The organism is Kribbella yunnanensis (genome assembly GCF_039529655.1).
Taxonomy (GTDB): domain Bacteria; phylum Actinomycetota; class Actinomycetes; order Propionibacteriales; family Kribbellaceae; genus Kribbella; species Kribbella yunnanensis.
Genome location: NZ_BAAANF010000028.1, coordinates 78,780 through 92,748, shown reverse-complemented (window position 1 = coordinate 92,748; position 13,969 = coordinate 78,780). Strand labels below are relative to the sequence as shown.

The following is a 13,969-nucleotide window of genomic DNA, read 5'->3' as shown; positions in this document are numbered from 1 at the left end:
CTTTGTGCGCGCATCTTTGTGCGCGCAGCGCATCTTTGAGAAGCCACCGACCATTTGACCGCCTCCAAAATGGTTGGTGGGTGCACAAAGATGCGGCTCGTGCACAAAGAGAAGGCGACCCACCTTTGGGCGGATTGGGGGCGTCGGGGATCGGGGCTTGGGCGGGGGTGGGCGGGGTTATCCACAGGGGCGGAGATCGGGGTGGCGGTGGGGTCGGCGGTGGTGGAGGGTGATGGGCATGGAGGGTCTTGAGATTGTTCAGCGGCCGGTGCGGCGGGAAGTGCTGTTGGGGACGGGGCTGAGTGACTCCGACCTGCGAAGGCTTGTGCGGCAGGGAAAGCTCCACCATCACCACGGGCACTACCTCGACGGCACCATCGCCGCGGAGCGCGCGATCAGCGCGTGTGCTCAGGCAGCGCACCCGGGTTCGGTCGTGAGCCACTTCAGTGCTGCCCGACTCGCAGGTCTCAGTACCTGGGTCGACCGAGCGCGCACCACAGCACCTCCGTACGACGCCGCCTGGCTGACCCGGCCGCCGGATTCGAAGCGGAATCAGTGGCGCCCGAACATCGTCGTACGGCGGGCCGGTCTCGCACCCGATGACCTGTCGCGGGCGGGCTGGCTGCCGGTCACCAGCCTTGCCCGGACCGTCGTGGATCTCGCGCGGGAGCTGCCGACCCGAGAGGCGATCGTCACTGTCGACGACGCGCTGCGGGCCGGTACGACGGTGGCCGAGCTGACCGCGGTTCTCGAGCGCCAGGGGCAGTGGCCCGGTGTACGGCGGGCTCGGGCGACGATCATGTTCGGTGATGCGCGCGCGGAGTCGCCCTTGGAGTCGATCGCCCGGATGAGATGTATGGCCGGCGGACTACCGGCCCCGGAGCTTCAGGTGCAGTTCTTCGACGGATTCCGCTGGATGCTGGAGCGGGTCGATCTGTGGTGGCCGGAGTTCCGCACTGCCGCCGAGGTCGACGGCCTCGCGAAATACGAGGCGGCAACCCCCGAGGAGCGCCGACGCCTGCTGCGTCTTGCGCATCGACGCGACCAAAGGCTGAGTGACCGAGGGATCGAGCTCGTCCACTTCGGCTGGGAAGACTCCGTCGCCCCGCGGTCGGACCTCATCCCCCGCCTGCGCGCCGCGTTCGACCGCGGCCGCGCCCGCCCCGGCCCACCCCCCATCTGGCGCGTAGCCCCCACCCACACCCACCTAGCCGCCTAGCCGCCACCCCATCCCCACCCCTCACCGAGCCCCCAAAGAGCAGCCCCCCACTCCCCAACATCCCCGCCGCTCTTTGTGCACCGAACTCATCTTTGAGAACCCACCAACCACGTGAAGCTCCGAAAAATGACTGGTGGATACACAAAGATGGCTCTCGTGCACAAAGAGAAGGCGACCCACCTTTGGGCACGTGGGGTGGGACTTGGGGGTGGGAGATGGGGGTGGGGGCTCGAAGTGGGGGTTTGGGGTACTGGGAGTCGGGCACGGGGTGGGTTCAGTGATGTCTAGAGGTTGGAGCTGTTGTGCTTACCCTGACTGAGAACGCGACTTTGGTGATCAAGAGCATCACCGGGGTCGAGGGTGCGCCGGAGGGGGCCGGAGTGCGGATCTCGCAGGAGAATCCGGCGGATCCGGCGCTGGCGGTGACGACGACGGAAGCCCCACGGCCGGGTGACCAAGTGGTCGAAGAGGCCGGGGCCCGGGTGTTCCTGGAACAGAACGCCGCGAACGCGCTGGATGACAAGATCCTCGACGCAGCCGTCGACGACAAGGGCGGCGTCGAGTTCCTGCTGGTACCGCAGCCTGGTGCCGGCCGGGAGAACGGGGCTGCTCCGACTCCCTGAGCCCAGGTACGACGGGACACCAACCTGACTGTGGTGTCGCGGGGTACCTGATCCGGGCGCGGCTGGTTCGACCTCCCAGGAACCGGCCGCGCCCTGGGGTCTGTCTAGAGGGCACTCCGCTGAGCTATCCAGCTCTCGTGCAGACGTGAGTAGACACCGCCTGCAGTGACGAGCTCCGCGTGCGGTCCGCGCTCGACGACCTCACCGTTGTCGAACACCAGCACCTCGTCAGCCGCCTCAGCGGTGGACAGCCGGTGCGCGATGGTGACCGACGTCCGGCCGCTCATCAGCCGCTCCAGCGCCGCATTGACCCGCACCTCGGTACCGGGGTCGACCGCGGAGGTCGCCTCGTCCAGGACGAGCAAATCGGGGTCAGCGATGTTCGCCCGGACCAGTGCGACCAGCTGACGCTCACCTGCGGACAGGGACTCACCACGCTGGCCAACCACGGACTCCAGCCCGTCGGGCAGCGACTCCAGCCAGTCGGTGAGGCCGAGTGACTCGAAGGCGGCCAGCAACTCCGCATCCGTCACCTCAGGCCGGCCGAAGCGAACGTTCTCGGCCAGTGACGCGTCGAACAGGTAGCCGTCCTGCGGCACCATCACGACCCGCTCCCGCAGCGACTCGAACGAGATCACGCGCGCGTCCACCCCGTCCAGCCGCACGGCACCCGACGTCGGGTCCATCAACCGCGTGAGCAGCTTCGCGAACGTCGTCTTGCCGGATCCGGTCTCCCCCACGACCGCGACCCGCCGATGCGGCTCCAGCCGCACGTCGACATCACGCAGTACCAGTTCGCCTTCGGGGTAGGCGAAGTCCACGTCCGCGAACTCGACGGTGATCGGCCCGCGCGCCTGCTTTACCCCGTCCTCGCCCGGGTCGACCACATCGGCCGGAGTGTTGATGACACCGAGCACTCGCCGCCAGCCAGCGAAGGCGCTCTGCGCATCGGTCAGCACCTGGGTGGCGATCTGCACCGGGTCGGAGAACAACGCGACCAGGAACATGAACGCGAGAATCTCGCCCAGCGTCGCCTGACCGTCCACTCCGAGCAGCACACCGGCCGTCAGGACTCCTGCGTTCGCCAGACCGGCCGCCAGACCGCCGATCGAGAAGGTGATCCCGGTCAGCGTCTGCGCACTGGTCGCCGTACGGCGGTAGTCGTCGACCGTCGCGTCGATCCGGGCCTGCGTCCGCTGCTCGATCGCGTAGGCGCGCACCACCTGGGCACCGACCACCGGTTCGGCGACCGCGGACAGCATCTCGCCGACCTTGGCCCGGACCACGCCGTACGCGGCTGACATCCGCTTCTGCAGTGCGCGCAGGCTGGCGAAGAGCGGGATGAAGCAGACCAGCACCACCAGGGCCAGCTGCCACGAGTAGACGAACATGACCACGGTCGCCAGCAGCATCTGCCCGAGGCTGACCAGGAAGATGAACCCACCGAACTGCAGGAACTGCGACACGGTGTCCACGTCCGACGTGACCCGGCTGACCAGTGCGCCGCGTCGCTCGGTGCTCTGCGTCAGCACCGGCAGGTCGTGCACGTGCCGGAACGCCTTGATCCGCATGGTCGACAGTCCGCGCTCTGAGTTCACCGCGAGCCGCACAGTCGTCAGGTACGACGCTCCGGCGGTCACCACGATCCCGACGGCACAGACGGCGACCATCCACGCCACGAACGACATGTCCGGCCCACCGGGACCGGACAGGCCCTTGTCGATGGTCTGCTGGACAGCGATCGGGATGACGATCCGCCCGGCGGTCATGGTCAGCGCCAGCAGCGCAGTGACCCACCAGCCCTGGACCAGCTCGGGTGAGATGCGCAGTCCCTGCCGCAGCGTCTCCAGACCACCGGCGTCATCGCCATGGTCCATCCGAGTCGCTTCTGCGGCGCTCATGCCTTCACTCCGTCCAGGTCATCAAGCTCTTCGTCCAGCTCGGCTTCTTCCTGCCGGCGCTCGGCGTCCTTCTCGTAGGCGTCCACCAGATCCCGGTACGCCGCTGAGGTCTCCTGCAGCTCGGTGTGCGTGCCCTGCGCCGCGATGCGTCCCTCGTCCAGGAACAGCACCTCGTCGGCGAGTGAGATGGTCGCCTTCCGGTACGCGATCACCAGGACCGTCGTCGCGGCACTCGCGTCCTCCTGCACCACGGACCGCAGTCCGGCCAGGATCCGCGCCTCGACCTGCGGGTCCACCGCACTGGTCGCGTCATCCAGGATCAGCAGGCGCGGCCGCCGTACCAGCGCTCTGGCCAGTGCGATGCGCTGTCGCTGCCCACCGGACAGTGTCGTCCCGCGCTCACCGACCTTGGTGTCCAACCCGTTCGGAAGCGCCTTCACGAATCCGTCACCCTGTGCGATCCGCAGTGCGTCCCAGATGTCCTCGTCGGTGTAGTCACCGCCCAGCGTGATGTTGCCGCGGATACTGTCGTCGAACAGGAACGCCGTCTGCGCCACCAGCGCCACGGAGTCCGCCAGTTCGCCCTGGGCCAACCCACGCAGGTCCGTGCCGTCGACCTTGACCGAGCCCTCTTCGGGATCGACCAGTCTGGTCAGCAGCGTGGTCATCGTCGACTTCCCCGCGCCGGTCGGTCCCACCACCGCGACAGTCCGGCCGGGCTCGACAGTGAACTCCATGCCGCTCAGTACGTCGCGATCCGGCAGGTACCCGAACCGCAGGCCGGACACATCCAGCCGGGCCGCGGTGTTCGACGTCAGCCGATCCTCGCCGTACTCCATGCCGCCCTCGGCGGTCAGCACACGTCGCACCCGGTCCCAGCCGACCACGGACCGCGGCAGCTCGCCCAGCACCCAGCCCAGCGCCCGGATCGGGAACCCGATCAGCGTGAACAGGAACGCCACCTGTACGACGTCGCCCGCATCCGCCGCGCCCGAGCGCACCCGGCCGACACCGACCAGCAGCACGATCAGCACGCCGATCCGGGGCAGTGCGTCGATCACGGGGTCGAACATGCCGCGGGCCTTGTTCACCGCGATGTTCGCGTCCCGCAGCGCGTACGTCGGAGTCCGGAAGCGCTCGGTCTCCGCAGCCTCGCGGCCGAGCGTCTTGACCACCAGTGCGCCGTCGAACGACTCGTGCGCGACCTCGGAGACATCTGCTCGCAGCTGCTGCGCCCGCGTCGCCAGTGGCTGCAGGACTCGCTGGAAGATCACGTTGGCGACGAAGACCAGCGGGAAGACCAGACAGCCGACCAGTGCAAGCCAGACGTCGGCCATGAACATCGCCACGGTCGCGAAGGCCAGCATCGCGAGCACACCGATCGCCATCGGCAGCGGTGCGATCACGAACCAGATCGACTCGACATCCGCGTTCGCATTGGACAGCAGCTGACCGGTCGGGTGCTTGTGGTGCCACTCCAGCGGCAGCTTCTGGTACTGCCGGGTGACCCGGCGCCGGTACGTCGCCTGCAGCCGGAACTGCATCACGCCGGCACCGACGCGTCGTCCGACCACGCCGATGGCGCGCAGGATGGCGATTCCGAGGAAGAGCGAGACGAGTGCGGCCAGTGCACCGAAGGTGGTGTCACCGCGCTCCAGGGCCGGCCGGATCACGTGGTCGGTGGCCCAGCCCAGCGCCCAGCCGTCGGCCACCGTCATCGCGCCGTACAGCATGCTGAACGCCACCGAGAGCGCGAAGACCCAGGGCTCCTCCCAGATGGCCACCCGCAGGACCGCGAACCCACGCCGGGTTGCGCTCCCCTTGTCTGGGACTTTCGGCACGGGCAAGAGACACTCCAGGACAGTCAGGTGCGAACTGCAGTCACAATCATGACAACGATTGACATTCTGCCATTCCCCACCGACAACTACGATCAGATATGTGACCGACTACAGCCGGGTAGAGCGACTTGCACTGTGTGACCTCTTCGACGCGCTAGGACCGGACCAGCCGACGCTGTGTGACGGCTGGACGACGTACGACCTGGCTGTGCACCTGTACGTCCGGGAGACCGACCCGATGGCCGGACCGGGGATCATGATCTCCGCGTTCGCCGACACCACCGAGAAGCGGATGGAGCGGGCGAAGGCGAAGTACGGGTTCACCGGAGTGGTCGACAAGGTCCGCAACGGGCCGCCGCGCGCCTCGATCTACGGGCTGCCGCTGATCGGGCACCAGCTGAACACGACCGAGTACCTGGTGCACCACGAGGACGTCCGTCGCGCGCAGCCGTCGTTCACCGTGCGCGCGCTGCCGGCCGAGCAGCAGGCGGGTCTGTGGAAGGGGCTCAAGGTGGGCGGCCGCGCGATGGCCCGCAAGGCGTCCACCGGCCTCGTGCTGCAGCTCCCCGACGGCCGTTCGACGGTCGCGAAACCGCCCAGCAACGGCCGGTCGGTCACCGTCATCGGTGAGCCGGTCGAGCTGGTGCTGTTCTGCTTCGGGCGGCAGCAGGTCGCCGACGTTCAGCTCGAGGGTGACGCAGCGCTCATCGACGAGCTTAAGACCACGTCATTCGGCTTCTGAGGCAGTACCGCGCTTGCGGCGCGCCTTCTGGATCAGACCGCTGACCACCGTGACCAGCACCACCAGCACGATCGCGGCCACAACGCCTTGCCACGGCTCCGGGAACAGCGCATAGCCGAGTAGTCCGATGGCCATGTAGACCGCAGCCCACAGCGACGAGGCGGCCAGGTCGACCAGTGCGAACCGCTCCCACCGGTAGCCGGCCAGTCCGGCTGCCAGCAGCACCGGCACGCGCCCACCAGGGATGAGTCGCGAGGTCAGCAGTACGCCGATCTCGTGCTCGGACAGGCGATCTCGGAGTGCGTCCAAGCGCTCGTTGTCGCGCAACCACCCGACTCGCTTCGCGAGTTTCTCACCACCGAACCGGCACCCGGCGTACACGATCAGGTCGCCGACATACGCACCTGCGGCACCGGCGATGAGCACTCCGAGCAGACCGATCGGAGTGCTGTGTGACGCCAGTACGGCGCCCGCCGAAACCGCAGCGCCAGTCGGAAGCACCGGCAGCACGGCGCCGATCAGCACAGCACCGGCGAGGGCAAACAGGTACCAGAGGTCGAAGTTCGCGTCACCTGTCATCCTGCCACCTCGGTCGACTCTCCTGGTACCAACAGATTCACCTGCACAGCAGGATCCAGCTGAGCCATCGCGGCCCGGAACTGGTCCCCCGGTGCCAGGAACATCTCAGGCCGCACCCGGTCGAACCCGATCGGCCAGAACGTCCCGAAATGCACCGGAACCGCCACACTCGCGCCAACCCGCTGAACAGCCTCAGCGGCCCGCGCGGGGTTCAAGTGCCCAGGACCGAGATTCGGTCCCCATCCGCCGACCGGGACCAGCGCCACGTCGACAGGACCCGCCTCGGCGGCCAGATCGTCGTACAGGTCGGTGTCCCCGGCGAACCAGACGCTCGGGGCGCTGTCGACTCGGTAGCCCACCGCCGGACCCTTGTACGACGACCACGGCAGCCGTCGGCCGTCGTGGTGTGCGGTGATCACGGTGATGTCGAGTGAGCCGATCCTGATCTGATGGCCGGGCGCCACCTCGATACAGCGATCCGAGAAGGCCGCACCGTAGTCATGGTGGATCAGCCGAGCCGCACCCCGCGGTACGACGAGTGCCGCGTCCCGAGCGACCAGTGGCAGCGAGGTGAGGTGCAGGTGGTCAGCGTGCATATGTGAAACGAGCACCGCGTCGCAGTGACCGGCCTCCGGCGTCGGTGCGGGTCCACGACGGCGGCGGAGGTGAGCGATGCGTGAGGTCAGTACGGGGTCGGTCAGTAGCCGGGTGCCGTCCGCGTCGATGGTGGTGGTCGCATGCCCCCACCAGGTGATCCGCACGCTTCAGGCCTCTACCTTCGTCTCGACCGGCTCCTGGGCGTCCTTGCGCTGCCCGAGCTTCTCGAGCCAGCTGATCAGCAGTGCGTGGACCTCGTCGGAGCCTACGGGAGGCTCCTTCAGCTCCCAGCGGGTCGGGTGCACCAGCACCGCCTCGGTCTGCCAGCCGCCGATCCCGCCATGGCAGCCCACGAGCTCCTCGAACGCAGCCACCTCGTGCGTGTACTCGTCGACTCGGCTGACCACAACGACGTCGCCGTTGTGCGGCAGCTCTGCCTGTCGCAGGATCGACGCGGGTGCGAACGGCCCGTACTGCGCCAGTGGGTCCTCACCCTCGATCCGCCCGGTCTTGAGCACTCGCACACCGGCCCGGCCGATCGCGACCGGCCCTTCGGCCAACGAGTCGACCACGACGAACCCGACGCCCGGGTGCGTTGCCAGCCCCGGAATCAGCTTCGGGTGGAGCAACTCGATCTCCTCCAGCGGCACCCGGCCCGGCGTGGTCGCCAGGTAGATCAGCGCCAGGTTCCCGGAGGCCGTGACCAGCATCTGCTCATCCGCACCGACCGCCGGCTCGCAGTCCTTCGGACCGAGCTCCACCTCACCACGCGCAGCCTTCGCGTGCAGGGCCTTCCGGGTCACCGAACCAGCCACACTGCGGCGCAGTGACAGCTCGGTCAGAAACGCGTTCACCGGACCCCAACCCTCGGACTTCCCGACGGCAGCAACCGGCTCACTGGTCGTGTCGACCAGTTCGTCGACCACCTCGGTCAGCGTCCGGCCGTAGCGCTGCAGGAACGTCGCACCCTGGCTCTGGCCGTGGTCGGACAGCACCACGATCTCGTATGAGTGCGGCAGGATGTCGATGATCCGCTGCAGCGCACCGAGCACTCGGTCGAGTCCCTCCAGCGTCTGCAGGGACTCCGGCCGGGTCGGGCCGGCGTGGTGCGCCACCTCGTCGTAGTCGACGAAATCGCAGTAGACGACCGGTGTGCCCTTCACCAGCTCGTCGGTGATCAGCGAGACGTTCAGATCGCGCAGCAGCACGTTGGTAATCGCCCGCAGGAAGATGTAACTGCCACCGCGGTTCACCCGCGGCACCAGGTTGCGTCGCTTCTGCCTGCGAGCCTGGAACAGCTCCTTCACCATCTCGGCCATACACAGCACCAGTCCACGGGCAGCGCCCTGGGGACTGGAGAAGAACCGGACGTACCCGCGGCTGCGGCTGTTCGGCAGCGCGGCCCGGCTGAAGACCAGCTCGCAGCGTTCGGCGTCCCCGGACCAGTTGTTGCTGATGCTGACACCGCCGTCCGCGAGCAGTCCGCGACCGGTCGACATCCGGGCCTCGATCTCAGCAGCGTCCCGGCCACGGTTCGTCACCATCACCCGGCCGGTCTCTTTCTCGTACCACCGGAACGCGGGAATCTGGCCGGAGCCGCCGTGCAGGATGCCGGCCTGACTGGCCGGTGTCGTCGCCGGTACGCCGGTGTGCCACTCCACCATCGAGTGCTTGCCATCGCGGATCCAGCCACCCAGATGCGGCAGGTTGCCGGACATCACCATCCAGTTGAGCAGCGGTGCGGACAGACCGTCGACCTGGATGATCAGCATCCCGGTCTTGGGCGCCGCGGTGAGCTTGCGGGCCCGGCGGTGGACCACGCGCATCACCTCGGCGACATACGCGTCGTCACTCCCGGCGTACGCGATCCAGCCGACGAAGGCGCTGACCGACGACATCACGATCGACACCACCAGCACCGCCTCGGGTCCACCGTGCAGGTTCACCCCTGGGTCGACGGTGATGCCGAGGTAGACCACTCCGAACTGGGACAGCAGTCCGCCGACCAGTACGCCGATCGAGCCGATCAGAACCGCGACTCCGGCCAGCACCCAGCGCATCAACACGCTGAAAACCGCCAGCAACACCACGAGCCGCAGGATCGGCATCCGGCCGTCGCTGCTGATCTGGGGCAGCGTCCAGAACGTGATGATCAGGGAGATCAGGGACAGCATCCCGCCGACCAGCATCGCCTGCAGACCGCGACCGGTACGCCGCCAGTCCAGCCAGATCGGCTTGCGCCCACGCCGATCGCGGGAGACCTGTTCCGGTGGTTTCGCCATCTCTTGCCGTACTCCCCGTCCGCCCGTCAGCTGTGGTGCTGTACCGAGCGTACGAGCAGAGGTCCGGTGTGGTGTCACCGCGCCACGCATCGACGGGCTGTTCCCGGGTCAGGGCCGGGGTCGCCCCCGGTAGGTCCCTGACCCGGCAACTGGACGGCTACTGCAGTTCGAGGTAGTCCACCTCGGTGTAGAGCGTGCCCTTGCCGAGCCGGACCGTGTTCCATCCGGCTCGCAGCGTCACCGGGACCGAGGACTGCCGCCACTGGTTCCAGCCGGTGAACGGATAGCTGACCGAGCCCTGGCTGGTGCCGTTGATCGACAGCGTGTGGCTGGCAGTGCCCTGTGAGCCGTTCGCGTATCCGACGTGCAGTGTGTAGCCGCCGGCGACCGGCGCGAAGACCCGGTTCTCGACCCAGGAGTCGGCGAAGTCGATGTAGCCGACCGCCTTGCCACCCGATGCGCCCGCGGAGTTCTCCCGCAGCACGCAGTGGTTCAGCTGACCGCTTTCGGCTTCGGTCCGGACCCGACTGCCGCGAACCACCGGCCAATCGTTCGCCCAGCCGACATCGCCGACGTACAGGTGTCGTGAGCCGTTGACCCAGCCGTGCATGAACACCTTGTCACCGACGACGTCGGCGCCACCCGGGCCACAGACGTTGCCGTCGAAGCTCTGCGTGGTGAGCAGCGGTCGCTGCTGGACAGTCCACGGGCCGGTCAGGCTCGTCGCGGTCGCGTAGGTCGTCTGGTAGTTGCAGTCGTTGTAGCCGTTGGTGGAGAAGAACAGCAGGTACCGGCTGTCGCGCTGGACGAGGTCCGGCGCCTCGGCGATCCCGTTCGAGCTCAGCAGCGCCTTGTCGGCTCCGACCAGCTTCGTGCCGTTGTCGGTCGTCTTGGTCAGCCACAGCGTCGACGGCTTGCCGATCGCGTTGCCGTCGTTCTTCCAGACCAGGTAGCGCGTTCCGTCGCGATCCACGAAGGTGTTGGCGTCGATGGCACCGCCGAGGTCGACCGGGCAGATCAGTGGTTCGGTACCGACCGGGGTGAACGGGCCAAGCGGCGCGGTGGCGATCGCCACTCCGATGCACTGCTTGTCGGACTCCTGGTGCCAGGCGGTGTAGGTGAGCGTGTAGGTGCCGTCGGAGTTCGGGTGTACGTCCGGCGCCCAGGTGCGGCCGGGCTTGGCCCACGCGGCCGACGGGCCACCGGGCATCGCCTCACCGCGAGTGGTCCACGGTCCCTCGGCGCTGGCAGCGGTCGCCACCGGGACGTGCCACTTGGTGTTCGTCGAGTAGGCGTACCAGGTGCCGTCCTGCTGGAACACATCCGGATCGGGAAAGTCCTGCTTCACGATCTCGGACGGGAACACCGCACCGGCGGCCTTCGGTACGACGGCCTGCGTCGGGGCGGCCTGGACAGCAGAGAAACCGACCGCGGCGACGGTGACAGTGGCCGCGAGTAGTCGTCGAAGCATCGGCACTCCTTGGAGGGGGCGGGGCAGGGTGGGGGCGGAAGTCTGCAGTTTTACATCGATTCACCTGCGGCGCGACCCCACAGTGATAGAGAATCACCGCTGGGCCGCCACAGCCGAAGTCTGCCTGCCAAAGGAGTATCGAGTGAGCTATTCATCGTGGGTTTCAAGGCGCAAGCTGATCGCAGCTGCCGCCGTACTCGCCGTAGCAGCGGGTGCGGTGGTTTCGCAGTCGGTCGGGTCGAGCGCCTCGGCTGACGAGACGCCACTGCAGACCCAGCTGGACAAGCTGCTGACCAACAGCGCCTTCACCGGCTCACAGGTCGATCTGGTGGTCCGCGACGCCACCACCGGTGACACCCTCTACAACCGCAACGGCGGCAACCGCCTGACGCCGGCGTCGAACACCAAGCTGTTCACGTCCGCCGCTGCGCTGGGCGTGCTCGGCCCGGCGTACAAGTTCCACACCGACGTGCTGGCGACCTCCCCGGTCAAGGACGGCAACGTCCATGGCGACCTGTACCTCAAGGGGTACGGCGACCCGACCACTCTGCAGTCGGACTACGTCGCACTGGCCAAGCAGCTCAAGACAGCCGGCGTCGAGCGCGTCATCGGCAACCTGGTCGCCGACGACTCCTACTTCGACCATGTCCGGCTCGGTGACGGCTGGGCCGGCGACGACGAGTCGTCGTACTACTCCGCCCAGATCTCCGCACTGACGCTGGCGCCGAACACCGACTACGACTCCGGTACGGCGATCGTCGAGACCACGCCTGGAGCCGCAGCCGGTGACCCGGTCAAGCTGAACCTGGTCCCGGCCAACGGCGTACTGAAGATCGTCAACACCGCCACCACTGGCGCGACCGGCTCGGCCAGCACCCTGGTCGTCGAGCGTGAGCACGGCACCAACACAGTCCGCGTCAGCGGCTCGTTCCCGCTCGGCGCTGCCAAGTCCACCAAGTGGGTGACTGTCTGGGAGCCGCAGCTGTACGCCGCCGATGTGTTCCGCCGGGCACTCGCCGCCGAGGGCATCAAGGTCCTCGGCCGCACCAAGGGCGCCACCACCCCGGCTGGTGCCACCGTGCTGGCCAAGGACGAGTCGATGACCGTCGGCGAGCTGATGACGCCGTTCATGAAGCTCTCGAACAACATGCACGCCGAGCACCTGGTCAAGGCCATGGGTGCGGCCGTCAAGGGACAGGGCACCTGGCCGGCCGGTCTGGCCGTCGTCACCGACTACGCCAAGTCCAAGGGCGTCGACACCAGCACCATCCGGATCAACGACGGCTCGGGGCTGGCCCGCAAGGTCAACCTCACCTCGAACGCGATCACCACGCTGCTGCTCGCCGTACAGCAGGAGCCGTGGTTCGCGCAGTGGTACGCCGCACTGCCCATCGCGGGCAACCCGGACCGGTTCACCGGGGGCACGTTGAGTGCCCGAATGCGCAACACTCCGGCCGCCAACAACCTGCACGGCAAGACCGGCTCACTGACCGGTGCGACCGCACTGTCCGGGTACGTGACCACCAAGGACGGCCGCAAGCTGGTGTTCTCGATGATCAGCAACAACTACCTGACCACGCCGCGCCCGGTGGAAGACGCCGTGGGTGTGCTGCTCGCCTCCTGGTCCGACCAGGCTCCCCCGGCCGCGGCCGTCGCGCCGGAGAACCGCCGCAGCACCCAGCCGGTCTGTGAGTCGGAGTGGGTCAAGGCCGCCTGTTAAACCAGTCGACAGTACGGCGCTCGTTCTCCACGCTGTGGACATGAGCGCCGTACTGCCAGACACCTTCACCGTGCGACCGCCGACCAAGGACGACGCCAAAGCCGTCTTCGAACTGGTCCGCGACTACACCCAGGCTGTGGTCGGTTTCCCCGACTACACCCTCGATGACGCCGTCGACGAGCTCACCGAACCCGGGTTCGAGCCGGAGACCGACGGCTGGCTGGTCTTCGACGGCGACCGCCTGGTCGGCTACGGCTCGGTCTTCGGCAAGGGCGAGTTCCGCATCCTCGACATCGACGCCGTGACCAGCGACCCGGCCGTCGAGGCCTACCTGCTGGCTGAGATCACCCGGCGTGGCCGCGAAATGTCAGCCGCCCACGGACACCCGATGGCGCAGCTCGACACCGGGTGTTACCGCCTCGACACGACCCGCCGCGAGCGTCTCGACGCCTACGGCTTCGTACAGGGCACGACGTTCCACCGGATGCGCATCGACCACCAGCCGCCGGTGCCGGCACCGGAGCCACCGGCCGGAGTCTTCGTACGCCGGGGCACTCCGGACGAGGCGTCGCAGCGGGAGGCCCACCGGGTGCTGGTCGAGTCGTTCACCGGTCAGTACGGCTTCGAAGCGCGCTCGTTCGAGGAGTGGCACGCAGCCCGCGAGGCCCAGACGACCTTCGACTGGTCCGGGATGACGCTGCTCGAGATCGACGGTCGTGCCGTTGCAGTGCGCGAGTGCACCAGCGCCTTCCTCGAGGACGAGAACTGCAACTACATCGGTCATCTGGGTGTGCTCGACGAGGCCCGCGGCAAGGGCCTGGCCAAGTACCTGCTCCGCGACCAGTTCGCCCTGGACGCCGCGGCCGGGCGCTCCGGCACGCTGCTGCACGTCGACACCAACAACCCGACACCGGCCCTGGGGCTGTACCTCTCGGTCGGCATGACGGAGTCACTCGTCATCGACTCGATGCGGCTCACAGTGGACGTCTGAGGG

Annotated in this window: 11 protein-coding genes; 5 read left to right on the top strand and 6 right to left on the bottom strand. The window is 67.8% G+C overall.

Going from position 1 to position 13,969, the window contains the following annotated elements; genetic code table 11:
• Nucleotides 1–238: 238 nt before the first annotated feature.
• Together ABD231_RS39095 and ABD231_RS39090 are read left to right on the top strand one after the other, a co-directional pair.
• Nucleotides 239–1,219 carry a hypothetical protein gene (locus tag ABD231_RS39095; RefSeq protein WP_344164458.1) on the top strand — a complete coding sequence of 327 codons (981 nt, stop codon included), beginning with the start codon at nucleotides 239–241 and terminating at the stop codon, nucleotides 1,217–1,219.
• A 302-nt stretch (nucleotides 1,220–1,521) separates the two neighbouring features.
• Nucleotides 1,522–1,842 carry a Fe-S cluster assembly protein HesB gene (locus ABD231_RS39090; protein ID WP_344164455.1) on the top strand — a complete coding sequence of 107 codons (321 nt, stop codon included), beginning with the start codon at nucleotides 1,522–1,524 and terminating at the stop codon, nucleotides 1,840–1,842.
• Nucleotides 1,843–1,946: 104 nt separating this feature from the next.
• Here ABD231_RS39090 and ABD231_RS39085 read toward each other — a convergent pair whose 3' ends face one another.
• Together ABD231_RS39085 and ABD231_RS39080 are read right to left on the bottom strand one after the other, a co-directional pair.
• The gene (locus tag ABD231_RS39085; RefSeq protein WP_344164452.1) at nucleotides 1,947–3,743 is read right to left on the bottom strand and encodes an ABC transporter ATP-binding protein; all 1,797 of its coding nucleotides are present in this window, start codon (nucleotides 3,741–3,743) and stop codon (nucleotides 1,947–1,949) included.
• Complete coding sequence (locus ABD231_RS39080; RefSeq protein ID WP_344164449.1) at nucleotides 3,740–5,584, bottom strand: ABC transporter ATP-binding protein; 1,845 nt, start codon at nucleotides 5,582–5,584, stop codon at nucleotides 3,740–3,742. The genes ABD231_RS39085 and ABD231_RS39080 overlap by 4 nt, the downstream gene beginning before the upstream one ends.
• A 100-nt stretch (nucleotides 5,585–5,684) precedes the next feature.
• Here ABD231_RS39080 and ABD231_RS39075 point away from each other — a divergent pair, with 100 nt between their 5' ends.
• Nucleotides 5,685–6,326 carry a TIGR03085 family metal-binding protein gene (locus tag ABD231_RS39075; RefSeq protein WP_344164446.1) on the top strand — a complete coding sequence of 214 codons (642 nt, stop codon included), beginning with the start codon at nucleotides 5,685–5,687 and terminating at the stop codon, nucleotides 6,324–6,326.
• On the opposite strand, the gene ABD231_RS39070 is transcribed toward ABD231_RS39075, so the two are convergent.
• From ABD231_RS39070 to ABD231_RS39055, 4 genes are all read right to left on the bottom strand, one after another.
• Nucleotides 6,312–6,905: a DedA family protein gene (locus ABD231_RS39070; protein ID WP_344164443.1), complete on the bottom strand. Its 594-nt coding sequence runs from the start codon at nucleotides 6,903–6,905 to the stop codon at nucleotides 6,312–6,314. The genes ABD231_RS39075 and ABD231_RS39070 overlap by 15 nt on opposite strands.
• On the bottom strand, nucleotides 6,902–7,666 hold the full coding sequence (locus ABD231_RS39065) for an MBL fold metallo-hydrolase (protein WP_344164440.1): 765 nt from the start codon (nucleotides 7,664–7,666) through the stop codon (nucleotides 6,902–6,904). The genes ABD231_RS39070 and ABD231_RS39065 overlap by 4 nt, the downstream gene beginning before the upstream one ends.
• A gap of 3 nt (nucleotides 7,667–7,669) precedes the next feature.
• Entirely contained in the window at nucleotides 7,670–9,784 is a 2,115-nt protein-coding gene (locus tag ABD231_RS39060; RefSeq protein WP_344164437.1) for an alkaline phosphatase family protein, read from the bottom strand.
• Nucleotides 9,785–9,941: 157 nt separating this feature from the next.
• Nucleotides 9,942–11,255, bottom strand: a complete 1,314-nt coding sequence (locus ABD231_RS39055) for a family 43 glycosylhydrolase (protein ID WP_344164434.1) — start codon at nucleotides 11,253–11,255, stop codon at nucleotides 9,942–9,944.
• Between the two features lie 142 nt (nucleotides 11,256–11,397).
• Here ABD231_RS39055 and dacB point away from each other — a divergent pair, with 142 nt between their 5' ends.
• Nucleotides 11,398–12,975 carry a D-alanyl-D-alanine carboxypeptidase/D-alanyl-D-alanine endopeptidase gene (gene dacB / locus ABD231_RS39050; protein WP_344164432.1) on the top strand — a complete coding sequence of 526 codons (1,578 nt, stop codon included), beginning with the start codon at nucleotides 11,398–11,400 and terminating at the stop codon, nucleotides 12,973–12,975.
• Between the two features lie 40 nt (nucleotides 12,976–13,015).
• The gene (locus ABD231_RS39045) at nucleotides 13,016–13,966 is read left to right on the top strand and encodes a GNAT family N-acetyltransferase (RefSeq protein ID WP_344164429.1); all 951 of its coding nucleotides are present in this window, start codon (nucleotides 13,016–13,018) and stop codon (nucleotides 13,964–13,966) included.
• The last annotated feature ends 3 nt before the right edge of the window (nucleotides 13,967–13,969 follow it).

Bases quoted from the DNA above. Each gene is read 5' to 3' on its own strand.
- ABD231_RS39095 (WP_344164458.1), top strand. From the start codon at position 239: ATGGAGGGTCTTGAGATTGTTCAGCGGCCGGTGCGGCGGGAAGTGCTG.
- ABD231_RS39055 (WP_344164434.1), bottom strand. From the start codon at position 11,255: ATGCTTCGACGACTACTCGCGGCCACTGTCACCGTCGCCGCGGTCGGT.
- ABD231_RS39070 (WP_344164443.1), bottom strand. From the start codon at position 6,905: ATGACAGGTGACGCGAACTTCGACCTCTGGTACCTGTTTGCCCTCGCC.
- ABD231_RS39060 (WP_344164437.1), bottom strand. From the start codon at position 9,784: ATGGCGAAACCACCGGAACAGGTCTCCCGCGATCGGCGTGGGCGCAAG.
- ABD231_RS39045 (WP_344164429.1), top strand. From the start codon at position 13,016: ATGAGCGCCGTACTGCCAGACACCTTCACCGTGCGACCGCCGACCAAG.
- ABD231_RS39085 (WP_344164452.1), bottom strand. From the start codon at position 3,743: ATGAGCGCCGCAGAAGCGACTCGGATGGACCATGGCGATGACGCCGGT.